General features: G+C 48.8%; 14 protein-coding genes. 7 read left to right on the forward strand and 7 right to left on the reverse strand.

Annotation, left to right across the window (positions count from 1 at the left end; translation table 11 throughout):
- Positions 1-97: 97 nt before the first annotated feature.
- Both JW881_06155 and glpK read right to left on the reverse strand, forming a co-directional pair.
- Complete coding sequence (locus JW881_06155; GenBank protein MBN1697076.1) at positions 98-934, reverse strand: phosphate ABC transporter substrate-binding protein; 837 nt, start codon at positions 932-934, stop codon at positions 98-100.
- 328 nt (positions 935-1,262) lie between these two features.
- Positions 1,263-2,747 carry a glycerol kinase GlpK gene (gene glpK / locus JW881_06160; GenBank protein MBN1697077.1) on the reverse strand — a complete coding sequence of 495 codons (1,485 nt, stop codon included), beginning with the start codon at positions 2,745-2,747 and terminating at the stop codon, positions 1,263-1,265.
- 208 nt (positions 2,748-2,955) lie between these two features.
- Here glpK and JW881_06165 point away from each other — a divergent pair, with 208 nt between their 5' ends.
- The gene (locus JW881_06165) at positions 2,956-4,446 is read left to right on the forward strand and encodes a hypothetical protein (protein MBN1697078.1); all 1,491 of its coding nucleotides are present in this window, start codon (positions 2,956-2,958) and stop codon (positions 4,444-4,446) included.
- A 1-nt stretch (position 4,447) separates the two neighbouring features.
- On the opposite strand, the gene JW881_06170 is transcribed toward JW881_06165, so the two are convergent.
- From JW881_06170 to JW881_06180, 3 genes are all read right to left on the reverse strand, one after another.
- Positions 4,448-6,082 carry a GGDEF domain-containing response regulator gene (locus JW881_06170; protein ID MBN1697079.1) on the reverse strand — a complete coding sequence of 545 codons (1,635 nt, stop codon included), beginning with the start codon at positions 6,080-6,082 and terminating at the stop codon, positions 4,448-4,450.
- A gap of 124 nt (positions 6,083-6,206) precedes the next feature.
- Positions 6,207-6,503: a hypothetical protein gene (locus JW881_06175; GenBank protein MBN1697080.1), complete on the reverse strand. Its 297-nt coding sequence runs from the start codon at positions 6,501-6,503 to the stop codon at positions 6,207-6,209.
- The gene (locus tag JW881_06180) at positions 6,493-7,035 is read right to left on the reverse strand and encodes a hypothetical protein (protein MBN1697081.1); all 543 of its coding nucleotides are present in this window, start codon (positions 7,033-7,035) and stop codon (positions 6,493-6,495) included. Before JW881_06180 ends, JW881_06175 begins: the two co-directional genes overlap by 11 nt.
- A gap of 360 nt (positions 7,036-7,395) precedes the next feature.
- Between JW881_06180 and JW881_06185 the strand changes: the two genes are divergently transcribed.
- Positions 7,396-7,983, forward strand: a complete 588-nt coding sequence (locus JW881_06185) for a C40 family peptidase (protein ID MBN1697082.1) — start codon at positions 7,396-7,398, stop codon at positions 7,981-7,983.
- A 73-nt stretch (positions 7,984-8,056) separates the two neighbouring features.
- On the opposite strand, the gene JW881_06190 is transcribed toward JW881_06185, so the two are convergent.
- A complete protein-coding gene (locus JW881_06190) occupies positions 8,057-8,650 on the reverse strand; it encodes an HD domain-containing protein (protein ID MBN1697083.1) in 594 nt (197 codons plus the stop codon).
- A gap of 292 nt (positions 8,651-8,942) precedes the next feature.
- Here JW881_06190 and JW881_06195 point away from each other — a divergent pair, with 292 nt between their 5' ends.
- Positions 8,943-9,431, forward strand: coding sequence for an Lrp/AsnC family transcriptional regulator (locus tag JW881_06195; protein MBN1697084.1), 489 nt, complete (start codon positions 8,943-8,945; stop codon positions 9,429-9,431).
- A gap of 15 nt (positions 9,432-9,446) precedes the next feature.
- The gene (locus JW881_06200) at positions 9,447-10,610 is read left to right on the forward strand and encodes an aminotransferase class I/II-fold pyridoxal phosphate-dependent enzyme (protein MBN1697085.1); all 1,164 of its coding nucleotides are present in this window, start codon (positions 9,447-9,449) and stop codon (positions 10,608-10,610) included.
- Positions 10,611-10,654: 44 nt separating this feature from the next.
- Here the strand turns inward: JW881_06200 and JW881_06205 are convergent, their stop codons facing one another.
- The gene (locus tag JW881_06205; GenBank protein MBN1697086.1) at positions 10,655-11,653 is read right to left on the reverse strand and encodes an aldo/keto reductase; all 999 of its coding nucleotides are present in this window, start codon (positions 11,651-11,653) and stop codon (positions 10,655-10,657) included.
- A gap of 339 nt (positions 11,654-11,992) precedes the next feature.
- Between JW881_06205 and pstC the strand changes: the two genes are divergently transcribed.
- From pstC to JW881_06220, 3 genes are read left to right on the forward strand one after another with little or no spacing between them, the layout of a single operon-like run.
- Entirely contained in the window at positions 11,993-12,874 is an 882-nt protein-coding gene (pstC, locus tag JW881_06210) for a phosphate ABC transporter permease subunit PstC (GenBank protein ID MBN1697087.1), read from the forward strand.
- 2 nt (positions 12,875-12,876) lie between these two features.
- The gene (pstA, locus tag JW881_06215; protein MBN1697088.1) at positions 12,877-14,517 is read left to right on the forward strand and encodes a phosphate ABC transporter permease PstA; all 1,641 of its coding nucleotides are present in this window, start codon (positions 12,877-12,879) and stop codon (positions 14,515-14,517) included.
- A gap of 6 nt (positions 14,518-14,523) precedes the next feature.
- Entirely contained in the window at positions 14,524-15,384 is an 861-nt protein-coding gene (locus JW881_06220) for a phosphate ABC transporter ATP-binding protein (GenBank protein MBN1697089.1), read from the forward strand.
- Positions 15,385-15,396: the final 12 nt, after the last annotated feature.

Raw genomic sequence — 15,396 nt, forward strand, 5'->3', positions numbered from 1 at the left:
CCGCCCCCGGCCGGGACGGCTTTTCTGCGATAAACAAACACCTCCAAAAAAGCGGCATCCATTTGGAGATCGTATTCTCATGTCATTGAACCGGCCGTCACGGCAGGGGGATGAACTTTTCATCCTTGACGATCGCCTGGCCTTCGGGTGACAGAAGAAAATCCAGGAAAACCTTTTCGATCGTCCCGGCTTTGGGCATTCCCTTCGAAACCGCATAAAGCTTTCGAGAAATCATGTACGTGCCGCTGAGGACGTTGTTGACGGTCGCGTCGACTCCTTCGACCAAAACGACCTTTGCGCCCGCGTTTCTGGCCGCGTCGATATAACCGAAACCGCAATAGCCGATTGCACAGGGTGTCGTTCCCGTCTTTTGCACCAAATCACCATTTGATTCCGTAACGATCGCGGCGGTAAGAAAATTCGCGTTTTCTTTTCCGAGTACCTTTTCAAGAACAAGTTCCTTAAAGGTGGCGCGCGTTCCCGAGGCTTCATCCCTGTTGATGACTACGATGCCGGCATTCGGTCCACCGCATTCGGACCAGTTCGTAATTTTACCTGAAAAAATTTCGGCGATCGTTTTGAGGGAAAAATTATCCATGGGTACATCTGAATTGACGACGACTGCGATGCCGTCGAGGGCGATCGCTGTTCCCACAGCCCCTTTGTTTTTTTCCTCATCTTTCAGTTCTCTCGACGATCCCCCGAGTGAATAGATTCCTTCAAGAACGCCGGATATCCCGACAGAAGAACCCTGGCCTTCGTAACTGATCGTTATCCCGCTGTGGGATTTCTGAAACTCTTCGATGGCGGATTCGAAGATGGGAAGAACGGTCGTCGAACCGCCGAAATTATAATTTTTTTCTCCCCCCCCCATGGCCCATATAAGGGAACCCACCGATACGAGTACGATACATAATGCAACCGATTTTTTCATTTTATACCTCCTGAAAAAGTATACATGGTACCAGATAACAATGCTTTCATACTGTTATGGTTATAAGTAAAATATCTCTGTTATATGAATATTGGGTTAACAAAATATGAGGATTGTGTTAGTACCGTTTTTTTCTTTCTACCCGCACGCCCCTTCTGCACAGGCGGTAAAGGCCGGGAGTCGATCTCGAGAAAGCGTGTGTTTATGACATTACGGAACGGTTTTCGGCAGCGGAAAGGTACTCCTCTTCATCAACCAATGAACGAAGGATGGGGAGGGTTTTTGAGAAGCCGGCATTGCCGAAAAACCGGGAAAAGCTCGGCCGCACTCACGGCACAAAGCATCGCGCCGCTTCAACGGCTTTTTTCCATGATTTCATCTGAAATGATCTTTCCGAATCATCCATGAGGGGGGAAAAGCGTTTTTCGCATTGCCATGTTGAAGCGATCTCCCCGACCGTACGCCAGTACCCGACCGCTAAACCCGCCAGAAAGGCAGCGCCGAGGGCGGTCGTCTCGGTTATTTTGGGGCGTTCCACCGGAATGCCTGTAATATCGGCCTGGAATTGCATGAGAAAATCGTTTTTTGCCGCCCCGCCGTCGACCCGTAAAACTGAAAGCGATGTTCCGGTATCCCTTTCCATGGCATCGAAAAGTTCCTTTGATTGAAAGGCGATGCTTTCGAGTGCGGCCCGGACGATGTGCGCCCGTTCGGTTCCGCGAGTGAGGCCGACGATGGTTCCCCGCACATCCGGATCCCAGTACGGAGTACCCATACCGACAAACGCGGGGACAAAGTAAACACCGCCGGTATCGGGGATTCCCGAAGCGAGTGCTTCCGTCTCGGCGGCATTCCCGAAAAACCCCATATTGTCCCTGAGCCATTGGACGACGGCGCCCGCGATAAATATCGAACCCTCGAGTGCATACTCGAGTCCTTCTCCCCTGTCCCAGGCGACGGTGGTCAGCAGTTTGTTCTTTGACTCAACCGGCGTGCGGCCGGTCGGCATCAGACAGAAGCAGCCTGTTCCGTAGGTGTTTTTCGCGTTCCCGGGTCGAAAGCACCCTTGCCCGAACAGTGCCGCCTGCTGGTCGCCCGCTATTCCGGAGATCGGGATCTCTTTTCCGAATATCTCCTTTTTCGTCATACCGAAAACACCCGAAGACCTCATGACCTCAGGCAGCATTTGTCCCGGTATGTTCCATTCGCGACAGAGTTCTTTATCCCAGTTCCCTTCCTTTATATTGAAAAGAAGTGTTCTGCTCGCGTTGGAAGGGTCGGTCAGATGTTTACCCGTTAAATTGAAAACCAGCCATGAATCCACGGTCCCGAAAAGGAGTTCCCCCTTTTCCGCTTTTTTTTGGAGACCGTCTATATTCCCGAGAAGCCAGAGAAGCTTCGTCCCCGAAAAATAAGGATCGATGAGAAGCCCGGTTTTTTCCCTGACGACCGGTTCCTGACCCGATTCAATAAACGTTCTGCATATATCCGTTGTTCTCCGGCATTGCCAGACGATCGCGTTATAAACGGGCCTGCCGCTTCTTTTATCCCAGACAATTGTCGTTTCACGCTGGTTGGTAATCCCGATTGCAGCGACGCAGGACGGATCTATCTTCGCTTTTTCGAGGGCTCCCCTCGCCGCATCGATCTGAGTGCTGAGAATTTCCATGGGATCGTGTTCGACCCAGCCCGGTTTGGGATAGATCTGTTTGAAGGGGATCTGGGCGATTGAAACAACCGCCGCTCCGGTATCGAACACGATGGCACGGGAACTTGTCGTTCCCTGATCGAGTGCGAGAATATAGCTTCCCATGCAACGAAGTATAGAGAAAAATCCGGTGAATGTAAACCGTTCGACGTCGTTTCTGAGGGTTGCCGTTGAAATCGTAATGAATCGGGAAAAAAGAGGAGATACCGGACGCCATACGCTTCTCCGCTTTTCCTTTATTCGCAGCGCGCCGCGGATTATCACACCGGTATCTTGAAATATACGCGAATATGCGATAAAGTGTTGTTACATCATGCCGGACTTATTGCTGAATCCGGTTATCCGGATTCTCCTCATATTCGTTCTTCCCCTTTTCATCATTCCCCTGATTATGCGGTTCATCGTCGGTCGTATCGTTCTTTTTTTTGTAAGGAGGAAATTTCTTCCGGCCTACCTGAAAAAACTCTATAGGGGCTGGGAAACGAGTGACGACCGGTCAGCAATCGAAGCGATACAAAAACTCGCGTTTCAACGCCTTCGGGCGCATTTTATTTTCAAACCCCTCCTCGTGGAGGACATCAAGGCCATATTAATCAGCATCAAAAATACATACAATCCCGAGGCGGACCGGGAAAAACTTACATTTTCATTCAGTATCGTACGGCTCATGGAATGCTCCCTTCTCGCGTTTTCCGATCTCTACCGGGAATTCGGCGACGCGATGTGGTTCAAACTCATCAAAAATATACGGATTATCTGGTTCTACCGCGTATGGAATCTGAAGAAATTTTATGAACTTGTTTTTTCGATTCCTTTTATCGACCGTCTGAGGCGCACGCGCGTCATCGGTAAACTGATACGCGCCGCACTTATCCCGATCCTCGGTATACCCACACTCATCTGGTATGTCGCCCGTTCAATCGTCATCAGTGTTTTTTTCGAATCCTTTTTCCGTTTTTTCTACGCACTCATCCTCATGAAAGCCGGCTATTACGCGATCTATCTCTATGGAAAAAAAAACACCCATATCAGTAAACGAATCAAAAGCATCCCGAAAAAAAAACTCGGTGAACTGAATTCCCGGATAGAGGAAATGATCAAGCCGTCTTTGTGGCGGGAAAAAAGCAGCCGTTATCCCGCGGCGTCGCGTCTTTATCGCGAACTTCTTACGGAATTCGGGATTACGCGGGATGCGTCGGTTGAGGAAATCAAAGAGAATCCGTTCGGCACAACGAAGACGATTCTCCGCCGGATCGCCTCGTCATTTAAAAAAGCATATCAAAAGCAGAATCCATTCTACCGGAACAGAGAAAACGATAAACTCAAACTCCTCAGGCTTTACCGGGAAATTGCCGGCGTTTATGTTCCGGGAACGAATGAACCGTTTCAATATCTGCGGCTCGAGGAATTGATCGCGACCGGCTATATGGCGAGTGTCCTGATTCTCCACAAGGTATTGACGACGCCGGGGATAAGGCTTCTTCTCGATAAAATATCCGGGGATTTCGCGATTACCCTTACCTCACTCGTCTCTCATGAGGCGGTAAAAGCCGGCTTCAAAGGGGCGAAAGACGCATATAAATACTACCGGCTTTATCGTTTGGGTTCACGGGCATGGAGAGTCGTGAGGGGAATCGTTTCTCCGTACACACTCATATGGACCCTGGGAAGCCCCGTCCTTTTTCAGCAGTTACAGGATCTATTGAAAGAATACGCGGCCCACAGGATCGGAAGACTCATGCTGTATTGCTGGGAATCACATATACTCAAGACTAAAATGACGATAATACCGATCCTCTGGTAATTCAGCGGGGGATCGATTCACTCGGTCTGCCGAAGTAATACCCCTGTGAATAGGGAATACCCAATTCTTTAACCTTGTCGAACACCTCTTTACAGTGGACGTATTCTGCGATGACCTCCGTATCGATACTTTTACCGAACTGGGAAATTGTGTACGATATCTTGAAACTTTTACCGTTTTTATCCAGATAACGGATAAAACTCCCGTCAATTTTTATGAAATCCGGATTAAAATCCAGAAGCCGAGAGAAATTCGAATGCCCGGTGCCGAAATCATCGAACGCGATTTTTATACCGATATCTTTCAGTTCGTTTATCTGTTGAATATCCTTGTTGTCCAGCTTCGACTGTATTTTCTCTGAAAGTTCGATGATGAGGCGGCACGGTTTGATGCGGTAGGCGGTGATATTATCGCTGATAAACTGAACGAGATAGTGGTTTTTGAGGTCGATGTCGGAGATATTGATCGAAAAATCAAAGCTATTATGTTGAAAAATATCGAAGCTTTTAACAATCATGTTTTTCGTCAGATACGAAAGAAGACCCGCCTTTTTCGCCGGTTCCAGAAAATGCGCGGGGGGGATAACCATGTTGTTGTCGATCATACGCGCCAGGCATTCATACTTTTCTATCTTGCCGTTTTGATTGTTTATAATCGGCTGGAAATAGGGGACGAGTCTGTTCTGTTCGATCGCGCATCTGATTCTCGATGCCCATCCGAGGTTCTCCTTCTGTTTTTCTTCGAGATCGGCATCATGATAATATTCGCTGTACCTGTTCTTTCCGATTTCACGGGCACGCCTGAGCGCGATATCGGCATTACGGAGGATCATCTCGTCATTACCTCGCGCAATACCGATGGTCAAACTCAGTTTGAGTTCGAGATTTTTATAGAGAAAGGATTTTTCCTGAAAAAGGCCCAGAATATGATCGGCAAGGATGATATCCTGATGCTCCTGCGGTTCTTCCAGTAAAATAACAAACTCATCGCCCGCAATCCTGTAAAGAAAAGCATTATCCGGCCGCACACCCTTGAGAAGAGAAGCGGTGTGTTTAAGGATATAATCCCCTACCTCGAGACCGTACGTACTGTTGATAAGCCCGAAATCATCGATATTGAGAAGGAGAATCGATTTATGCTCCCCGTGTGACAGGTGTTTGATAAACTCCCTCCTGTTAAAAACCCCGGTGAGTTCATCGAATTTCTTTATAAGGAAGGTATTGTCGTGTTCTGTTTCTTTCTGTTTCCATCGCAAAAGCCGGTGCTTACAGAGTGAGAGGGACCTGTTGACGGTATCAAAGCTTTCATTTTTTTGAAGACAATCAAAGCAGCCGAGGTCAATCGCTTTCCGGAAAATCTCTTCATTGTGATCCGGAACGACCAGCATGAAGGGAATAGATATATCTTCATTGCGGAGTTCGGCGATGAAAGCGATAGCGTCGAAGCGCGGTTCATTATGGTAGAGGATGAGAAAATCGGGGGGGTCGTTGAGAATAAAAGTGACGAGTGTTTCTTTTGAATCTGTTTCATACAATCTGATTTCCGGATGCTTTTCCTTTATGCAATGAAGAACCGGATGAAGCGCATAACTGCTTGTATTGTAGGCGATCGCTTTGAGAGGTTTATAACTTTTCATCGGAAAGAAACCTTCCTTTTTTTATAACATGCGGTGAATTATATCATGATTTGGCGATTTGTGCAAATCGTAATAGTCTTTTTTTCTCTGTTGTATTCTTGTCGGGGAAAGTCTTTCCTTGATCCTATTTGGAGGTGCCGTATTCCCGTATGGCCGCGAGAATCCGGGAGACAAGAAGATTCTCGATTTCGATTGACGATACCTTGTCCGCGATCCCTTTTTTCCGGTCATCGCGGATATTCTTGAGATTTATCGACAAACCGGATTCTTTTATCGCCCGAATGAACGAACGTATGATAAGTGTTTTTGGAAGTTTATACCCGCCTGCCTTCTTGATTTCAAGTGAAAACTGAAGAAGCCATTCATTAAGATGCGGTGGAAGGGTAACATTGATTCTGTCGTACGATGATTTATCGATCATGTTTGGTTCTTTTTTTAAGTTCCTCCACCAGATATGCCTGCAATTCCTCCTCCGAGGATATTCGCCCATTGACCTTGATGTGGAGATCCCTGAAAAACTGGGTGATACCGAGTATAGCGGGAGTGAGGTCATTGCTTTTTCCGCTTATTTGTGCCAGAAACAGCTTTTCATCGTCGATTAACTCAAGAGAACAATCCTCCGAAACCCTGTCCAAATTCTGAAAATAACTGAACGTATTACGAAAAGCGGGAAATACAAAGAGACCATGATAAAACCCCGTCACAGGCGCCTGTATCGAATATAATACCTTTGCCGCGATAAACGAGGCACCCTCTTTTTCGATATAAGGAAACCGAAGGAGAAGAATTTCCTTATCCGGTTCCCGGTAAGGTGTATAGAGACAGATCCCTTCCTTCGACACATTAATCGCGGAGGCCCGTTTCCCGAAGACATCCCCATCATCGGTTATTTTCTGATAATCGATAATAAGACTTGATTTTTGCCTGGCGTGTTTTCTTCGTTCCTTTTCCATAGATGTTAATATACTATCGGCAATTAATATAGAAAAATTAAAATGATATTAATCGCAGGTATTGTATTTATATTTCCGCAACATAGAAAATCAGGCAGGAAGCCGGATTTCATTGCCGGAATATGCTACGGACAAATGCACATATCGGTAAATGTCATTCATCCGTGATATAGTGTCGATATAGATACTATGAGAGGATCCAATGTGAACAGATTCAGGCACTGTCGGAAGCAAACAATAAAACTCATATATGTCGTATCGATTGCCATACCGTTCTTATGCTCCTGTCTTCACGTCTCCGAAATATATAACGCAGTCGGATCGGGTATGAAGCCGCCTTCAGCCTGGACGGATAGAATGATGGGTAAAGCCGGTCCGGTGATAACATCGGTACAGACAAAGCTTCAAACAAAGCTTCTCGAAGGGGCAGAGTATGTATTGGGGAAAAACAATATGATCGTAGGCGGCAGGCATTTTGAAGCCGACTGTTCGGGAACGGTACGGGCGATCTATTTCTACGCGGGTATCGATCTTGCCGCCGATTTCGATCGTTACACCGGCAATGGTGTTGCCAGGCTCTACAAGATACTCAGATCCAAAGACCTGCTTTATAAAACGGACATCCCCCAAACGGGGGACATCGTCTTCTGGGACAATACCTATGATAAAAACGGTGACGGAAAACGGAACGACCCCCTCACCCATGTCGGCATGGTCGTCGATGTGCAAAAAGACGGAACGATCGAATACATCCACCGGGATTACCTCAAAGGCAATGTCAAAGCGAAAATGAACCTCCTCAAGCCCGATATTTTCTGTGAAAAAAACGGTGATGACTTGGTTATACTCAACACCCCGATCCGCATGAAAAAAGGAACATCTTATGATGGAGATCACCTTTCCGGCCAGCTTTTCCGGGTGTTCGGCAAGGGATATCTGATCGAATGAGGGTTCGGGGGTCCAAAGATCGGGGACGGAGGTCGAATTTTTTATTACAGACAGACACGGGCTGATCCCGGATTCAATCGTCGTGTTCAAACAGACGAAGCTGTTCCTCAAGCCCGCGGTAATATGATTCAATGACGGCTGAGTTTTTATGCGCAAATCCGGCTGCAATCGTACTGTAAAAATTATTCTTTTGACCCGACCGCCACTGTAATTTTTCCAGGATACACGGGAAGCCCTTTCCTTCGAGTCCGCACGAAAGAAGTGCCCGCAAAAGACCGATAGGACCAAAGAGATCCATACCGTCCGCATCGTAGACCACTTTTGCCTCCGGGGACTCCGGCAATGTCTCGGAAAACTGGCGTGAATGGGCGACGATGCATTCCCTCACGAGGGATATGGTTGTCCGATCGATTTTCTTCGCATCGAGGTAATCCGATGCGATCTCTGCACTGATCATGTTATGGTCCTTTCTCCGTATGCTGTGTCCCGCATCATGAAACAATACCGAACATTCTATGATATCCCAGCGGGCATGCATTTCCGCGTTGACCATGCGTGCGTAGGCGAGAACGCGCTGAATATGCGGCCAGCCGTGGAGAATATCTTTCGGCATTTTATCCCGGGCGAAATCGGCGATACCCGTCATAAGCGTATTCAATGCAGTCACAGCAACCTCCGGCCACTCATTTGACATCCCGTTTCGGCAAAAAATCGTAACATCCCACATTATTTTCATATTTTTGCCTTGTTCATGTTATAATCCTTCTATAAATTTGTCAATTGAGGCGCCACGGCAATTGAAGGAACGGCAAAACGTATGGTGATACCGGGTATCACGCTTCAAAGTGTGTTTGCGACCTCAATGAAAAACATGTCGGACATATCGAGGGTGCGTGTGATGAGGATTATTCTATTGAGTATTCTTCGATAATGCCTGCCGTGAAAATAAGGAGAAAAATATGGATGAAATTCTTGAAATTCTTGAAACGAACGCAAAAATGAATCCAAAGGAGATCGCCGTTCAACTCGACATGAGTGAAAAGGAAGTCCGGGAAAAAATATCGGCATATGAGAAAAAGGGTGTGATCGTCAAGTACAAGACCGTCATCAATAGAGAGATTATAGCCGAAGAGAAGGAAGAGGTGACCGCCCTTATCGAAGTTAAGGTCACCCCCCAGAAAGATAAAGGGTTTGATGCGATCGCGGAACGGATTTACCGTTTCCCCGAGGTGATCTCGTGTTTTCTCCTTTCAGGCGGTTACGATCTTCTTGTCACGGTCAGGGGACCTGATTTGAGAACGGTTTCAGGTTTCGTTTCCGAAAAGCTTTCACCTATGGAACATATCCGTGGAACCGTCACTCATTTCCTTCTCAAACGGTACAAGGACGATGGAGATATTCTGGTAACGGAAGTGAAGGCGGACAAACGGCCGCCGATATCGGCTTAACGGGAGGAGATAATAATGAAACAACCGGCATATACGGTATCGAAAACGATCGCGGACCTGCCGCCTTCCGGCATCCGTGAATTTTTCGATCTGGTTTTGACCATGGACGATGTCGTCTCGCTGGGAGTCGGTGAACCGGATTTCCCGACTCCCTGGCATATCATCGAATCCGCAATTTTCAGTTTGGAAAACGGATATACCAGCTATACCTCGAACAAGGGCATGCTGGAATTACGAAAACATATTTCAGAAAAAATCAACAAAGACACCGGTGTGTCATATGACCCTGAAAACGAAGTGCTTGTGACCGTGGGGGTAAGTGAAGCAATGGATATTGTTTTCCGCGCCCTTCTCAATCCGGGCGACAAGGTGGCGGTGGTCAAGCCTTCATACGTTTCCTATTCACCGTGCGTTATTATGGCGGGGGGAGAGGTGATCGAATTACCGTGCAGGGAGGAACACCGGTTCCGTCTTGATCCGAACGATCTTGAAGCCGCCTGCAAATCGGGGATACGGGCGGTCATCATCAATTATCCGTGTAATCCGACCGGCGCTTCATATACAAAAGACGAACTCGCCGAGTTTGTCCGTATTGCCGAAGCCTATGATCTTCTCGTCATCTCCGATGAAATATACGATTGTCTCACTTACGATTTCGATCATACCCCGCTCATCACCTTTCCCGGAATGAAATCCCGGACGATCTATCTGAATGGTTTTTCAAAAGGATTTGCCATGACGGGTTGGAGAATCGGCTACATAGCGGGACCGCCGGAAATCGTTTCAATGGCGAACAAAATACATCAATACACGATTCTTTGCGCCCCGATCATGGGACAGTTCGCCGCTATCGAAGCCCTGCGAAGCGGGGAAGAACAGATGCTCGCAATGAAAAAGGAATATAGGCGGCGGCGAAATTTCATCGTTCACAAACTGAACGAGATGGGACTATCGACCGGCATGCCGCAAGGTGCTTTTTATACGTACACGAACATCGGTGTATCCGGAATGAGTTCTCCCGAGTTTGCCAGAAAACTCCTCATGGAAAAAAAAGTCGCGGTCGTTCCGGGAACGGCATTCAGTTCGGAAGGCGGGGAGTATATCAGGATTTCTTACGCCTCATCGTTCGAGAATCTCAAGGAGGCCTGCTTCAGAATCGGAGAGTTTTTGAAAAAGTAATTCCGTTACCGGCAGCCGCATCGATTGCCGTATGCAGGTCTCTGTTACCATGCGTAGGCTTCGGGCGCCCGGCCCCCAGGTCCCGGGAAGATTTCATCGAGGACTTTTAATGCGGATTCATCGAGCGGGATTTCAGTCGCCCGGACCGCGGTTTCAAGGTGTTCAATCGTCCTCGGACCGATGATCGGAGAGGTGACTCCCGGTTGGTGCAGAAGCCACGCGAGTGCGACTTCCGCCGGCGGGTGACCCAGCGTCTTGCAGAAGTCCTCATACTTTTTGATCTTCTCTTTTTCGGATGCAATACGGTCGGTTATCCATTCGCCCGACCTTCTTCCTTTCCCGATCTTGTCAAGAAAACCCGCGAGCATGCCGCCGTCGACAGGGCTGTAGGGAATAAAGCCGAGTCCGTAAGCGGAGCAGGCCGGAATCACCTCGAGTTCCACCATACGGCAGTTCAGGTTGTATTTGCTCTGTTCACTGACAGGACCGGTCAACCCGCGACGCGACGCTTCCTGACAGGCGGTTGCTATCTGCCATCCGGCGAAATTACTTGAACCCGCATATATTATTTTCCCCTGCGTCTGAAGCTTGTCGAAGGCGTTCCAGGTCTCGTCCCACGGGCAGTCACGGTCGATGTGATGCATCTGGTAAAGGTCGATGACGTCGGTGTTAAGCCGCTTAAGGCTCGCCTCGCAATGCCGGGCTATTTTCAAGGCGGAAAGATTTCTCTCCGAGTGATTCGGTTCGTAGCGTTCGGACTTTTTATTTGCGGGATTGTAGACTTTGGTGGCCAGAACTATAGAGTTCCTCCGTCCCCCGCCCCTGCCCAGCCATCTGCCGATAATTTCTTCCGTGTGGCCGTGGTCGACCTCCCATCCGTAGACATCCGCCGTATCGAAAAAGTTGATGCCCAGATCGAGTGCCCTGTCCATGATCCTGAAACTCTCTTCCTCCGTAGTATGCCAGCCGAAGTTCATCGTTCCGAGGCAGAGCGAACTGACCAGAACGCCGTGTTTTCCGAGTCTTTTATACGTGACAGCCATTGTTTCCTCCTTATCTATTGTCAACCATGTCTTTCCGGCTTCGTCGCCGGTGGACGATTGCGGCCGAAACGGCGCAGGAATAATTATTGAACCGTCCGCGATTTTTCATTAATTATCGCCTCATTATTCTATACGCTCCCGGCAAATGAATTCCAGGTTTTTTTCTCTTTTCTTCTGACCTCCGTCTTGAATGACGCTTCCCGGACATATCCGGCCGGATACATTCTTTTCCGAGAGATTTTGTATTATGATTGACCGGCAAAGGCAACCCGAACAATTTCCTAACGGTTTGCTAACATTTTCCTAATATTTCATACATAGCTTGAATCAGGAACGATCATGAAACAAGACTATCGGGCTATATATGAATTGATTATTAAAATTCTGCTTCTCTTGTGCGCGTGCGTCTCGGTGCTTGCCGTTGTTCTCATTACACTGTTTATATTTCAAAGCGGACTGCCCCTTTTTACGAAAGTATCGCCGGTCGAGTTTCTTACAAGCACCTACTGGAAACCCGCCGATGAAACAAACCCTGGATTCGGTATTCTTGCTTTTATTGTCGGATCGTTTTACGTCACCGTTATCGCCCTTCTCATCGCGGTCCCGATCGGGCTGTTTTGCGCCGTTTTTCTTTCAGAGTTCGCGAAGGGCAAGCCGGCACAATTACTCCGGAGGGCGGTCGAAATCCTCGCCGGTATCCCTTCCGTCGTCTACGGGCTGTTCGGGGTGGTGATCATCTGCGGCCTGGTGAGGGAAATCTTCGGGGGTACGGGATACAGCGTCCTTTCGGGTTCGATCATTCTCGCGATCATGATACTCCCGACAATCATCACGATATCCGAAATTTCGATCCGTTCGGTTCCGGAGGAATACCGGGCGGGGTCGCTCGCGACGGGGGCCACACACTGGCAGACGATCGTTCGGGTGATCCTCCCTTCGGCAAAATCCGGGATCATCGCCTCGATCGTTCTGGGAACAGGCAGGGCGATCGGAGAAACAATGGCAGTGCTTATGGTTGCGGGGAACGCACCCATCATGCCGGAAGGGTTGACCTCGATGGTACGGACCCTGACGATGAACATTGTCACCGACATGAGTTACGCGACGGGCGATCACCGGACTGCGCTTTTTACAACGGGAATCGTCCTGTTCCTTTTTATCATGACACTCAACATCATCATCTATGCCATCACACGGAAAAGCAGGATACAGGAAGAATAGGTATGGATAATATTTCTTCTCACACAAAGCGGTCACTCTTTTATGAAAAGGTATGGAAGGGGGTTGTCTGGATTTCAGCCGGAATCACGATCGGTTTTTTATTCTGGATTTTGGGCTATATTTTTTACAAAGGCCTTGTTTCCGATACCAGAACGGAATATCCCTTTATCGGGAAAGCCATTGCCGAGTCGGCCCTTGATGAAAACGCCAACTCAATAATTGTCGTTATCGTTCATCCGGATATCCGGATAAAAGAACTTACAATAAAAGACATAATCGATTATTACCGTGGTGAAGAGCGATTCTGGCTGGTCTCCGAACAGGGACTCAAGGTAAGGCCTTTTTCCTATAATCCTTCACTGCCGCTGGGAGTGGCGTTCAGGGACGCCGTCATCGGCGCCGACGGCTCCTACGTCCGTTCTACGGTTTTCGTCGAATCCGATGAGCAGATGATACGGATGGTTTCATCGACACGGGGGGGTATCGGATATCTGAATTCCAGCGGCCTGCGATCGATAAAAAACACCCGGGGAGTCAAAACCGTAAAAATACGGACCCTTTCCCTCTTCGCCAATGAAGATGTATTCGCGATCAGGAACAACATGAAACTCACCTCGCTTACGGAAGAAGATGTGCGGCGCATATACAGATCAAAGGTGAGGAACTGGAAGGAAGTCGGCGGCATCGACCTCCCCATCGTCCCCGTTTGTTTTTCCTCCGGCACCGTGACCGGCAGGCAATTCACGGAGACCGTCCTCGATGGGAACGAAGCGGGACCGGCGGTGCGGCGGGTTTCTTCGTTAGTGGAAATGACGGCGGCCGTCGGCGAACATCCGGGTGCGGTCGGCGTCAGCCCCTATCTTCTTGTAAAAGACGACCTCCGTCCCCGGATCATCAAGGTCGAACGGCGCGAGATCAAACAGAATATAAGCATTCATTTTCTTCTCGAAGATCCGGAAAAAGCGGGAAAAGCGGGCGGTATCGCCTCCATCATCATCAATACCATGATTCTCATCCTCCTCACCCTTTTTATCGCGGCACCAATCGGGGTCGGAGCGGCTTTATATCTTACCGAATATTCAAAACAGGGGAAAATCGTCGCGATCCTCCGTTTTTTCACCGAAACACTCGCGGGAATTCCTTCCATCATTTTCGGCCTGTTCGGCTATATTGTCTTTGTCATCGTCTGCAAAATGGGAATGGGATTGCTTTCGGGCACCCTTACGATTACCATCATGATTCTTCCCACGATCATCCGTACATCGGAGGAGGCTTTCAAGGCCGTTCCGAAATCATACAGGGAGGAAAGCCTCGCACTGGGAGCGACCCTCTGGCAGACGGTACACGGGGTGGTTTTGCCCACGGCGATCCCCGGAATCCTGACCGGCATTATCCTTGCCATCGGAAGGACCGTGGGAGAAACGGCGGCCGTCCTTTTCACCCTGGGAAGCAGGCCCGGGCTATTTCAGGATATCTTTTCTTCCGGGAGGGTCCTTTCCCTTCATCTTTATATCCTGGCCAAAGAGGGGATATCGTTTGAACGAGCGTTCGCGACGGCCCTCATCCTGATCGTCATCATTCTCCTTGTCAATATCGCGACAACGACATTGATCGGGCGTATGAGTTTATTGAAAAAGAGGTGATACAATATGGAACAGGAAAATGGAACAAAAACCGACTTTCGGCTGCATACCCTGCACGTGAAGAAAGCGGATGAAACGGACATTTCGGACGGTAACGGCCGTAAAGCCGAACAGTCGACATACAAAATACAGACTCAATCACTCAATCTGTTTTACGGAGACAAACAGGCCCTCGTCGATGTGACAATGGATGTCGCACCGAACAAGGTGACCGCCCTCATCGGGCCTTCGGGCTGCGGCAAATCGACCTTTTTAAGAACCCTCAACCGCATGAACGATCTCATATCCTCGGTAAGGATCGAGGGAACGGTCCTTTATGACAATACCGATATATACAGGGACTTCAATGTGATCGAACTGAGAAAACGTATCGGGATGGTCTTCCAGAAACCGAACCCCTTTCCCATGAGTGTGTACGATAACGTCGCATACGGGCCGCGTGTTCACGGAATCAGGAAAAAGAGCAGGCTCGACGACATTGTCGAACGGAGCATCCGGCGCGCAGCGCTTTGGGATGAAGTCGACGGGAGGCTCGATGAAAGCGGTCTCGGTCTTTCGGGGGGACAGCAGCAGCGGCTCTGTATCGCGAGGGTACTCGCGGTCGAACCGGACGTCATTTTGATGGACGAACCGACCTCCGCACTCGACCCCATATCGACCGCGAAGATCGAGGATCTCATTGAAACACTCAAGCGGAACTATACGATTATCATCGTCACCCATAATATGCAGCAGGCGGGACGGATCTCGGATGTTACCGCGTTTTTTTTAAACGGCGTAATGATAGAAATGGGGAAGGCCAGAGATATCTTTTTCAACCCCAAAGACAAACGGACGGAAGACTATATTTGCGGACGTTTCGGTTAGCCGAAGGGAGAA

Source organism: Spirochaetales bacterium, from assembly GCA_016930085.1.
Taxonomy (GTDB): Bacteria; Spirochaetota; Spirochaetia; order SZUA-6; family JAFGRV01; genus JAFGHO01.

Excerpts from the sequence above, each read along its gene's own strand:
- JW881_06180 (MBN1697081.1), bottom strand. The coding sequence starts at position 7,035 with ATGGAAAAGGAACGAAGAAAACACGCCAGGCAAAAATCAAGTCTTATT.
- JW881_06185 (MBN1697082.1), top strand. The coding sequence starts at position 7,396 with ATGGGTAAAGCCGGTCCGGTGATAACATCGGTACAGACAAAGCTTCAA.
- JW881_06205 (MBN1697086.1), bottom strand. The coding sequence starts at position 11,653 with ATGGCTGTCACGTATAAAAGACTCGGAAAACACGGCGTTCTGGTCAGT.
- pstC (MBN1697087.1), top strand. The coding sequence starts at position 11,993 with ATGAAACAAGACTATCGGGCTATATATGAATTGATTATTAAAATTCTG.
- JW881_06220 (MBN1697089.1), top strand. The coding sequence starts at position 14,524 with ATGGAACAGGAAAATGGAACAAAAACCGACTTTCGGCTGCATACCCTG.
- JW881_06175 (MBN1697080.1), bottom strand. The coding sequence starts at position 6,503 with ATGATCGATAAATCATCGTACGACAGAATCAATGTTACCCTTCCACCG.
- JW881_06155 (MBN1697076.1), bottom strand. The coding sequence starts at position 934 with ATGAAAAAATCGGTTGCATTATGTATCGTACTCGTATCGGTGGGTTCC.
- pstA (MBN1697088.1), top strand. The coding sequence starts at position 12,877 with ATGGATAATATTTCTTCTCACACAAAGCGGTCACTCTTTTATGAAAAG.
- JW881_06195 (MBN1697084.1), top strand. The coding sequence starts at position 8,943 with ATGGATGAAATTCTTGAAATTCTTGAAACGAACGCAAAAATGAATCCA.
- JW881_06170 (MBN1697079.1), bottom strand. The coding sequence starts at position 6,082 with ATGAAAAGTTATAAACCTCTCAAAGCGATCGCCTACAATACAAGCAGT.
- JW881_06165 (MBN1697078.1), top strand. The coding sequence starts at position 2,956 with ATGCCGGACTTATTGCTGAATCCGGTTATCCGGATTCTCCTCATATTC.
- glpK (MBN1697077.1), bottom strand. The coding sequence starts at position 2,747 with ATGGGAAGCTATATTCTCGCACTCGATCAGGGAACGACAAGTTCCCGT.
- JW881_06200 (MBN1697085.1), top strand. The coding sequence starts at position 9,447 with ATGAAACAACCGGCATATACGGTATCGAAAACGATCGCGGACCTGCCG.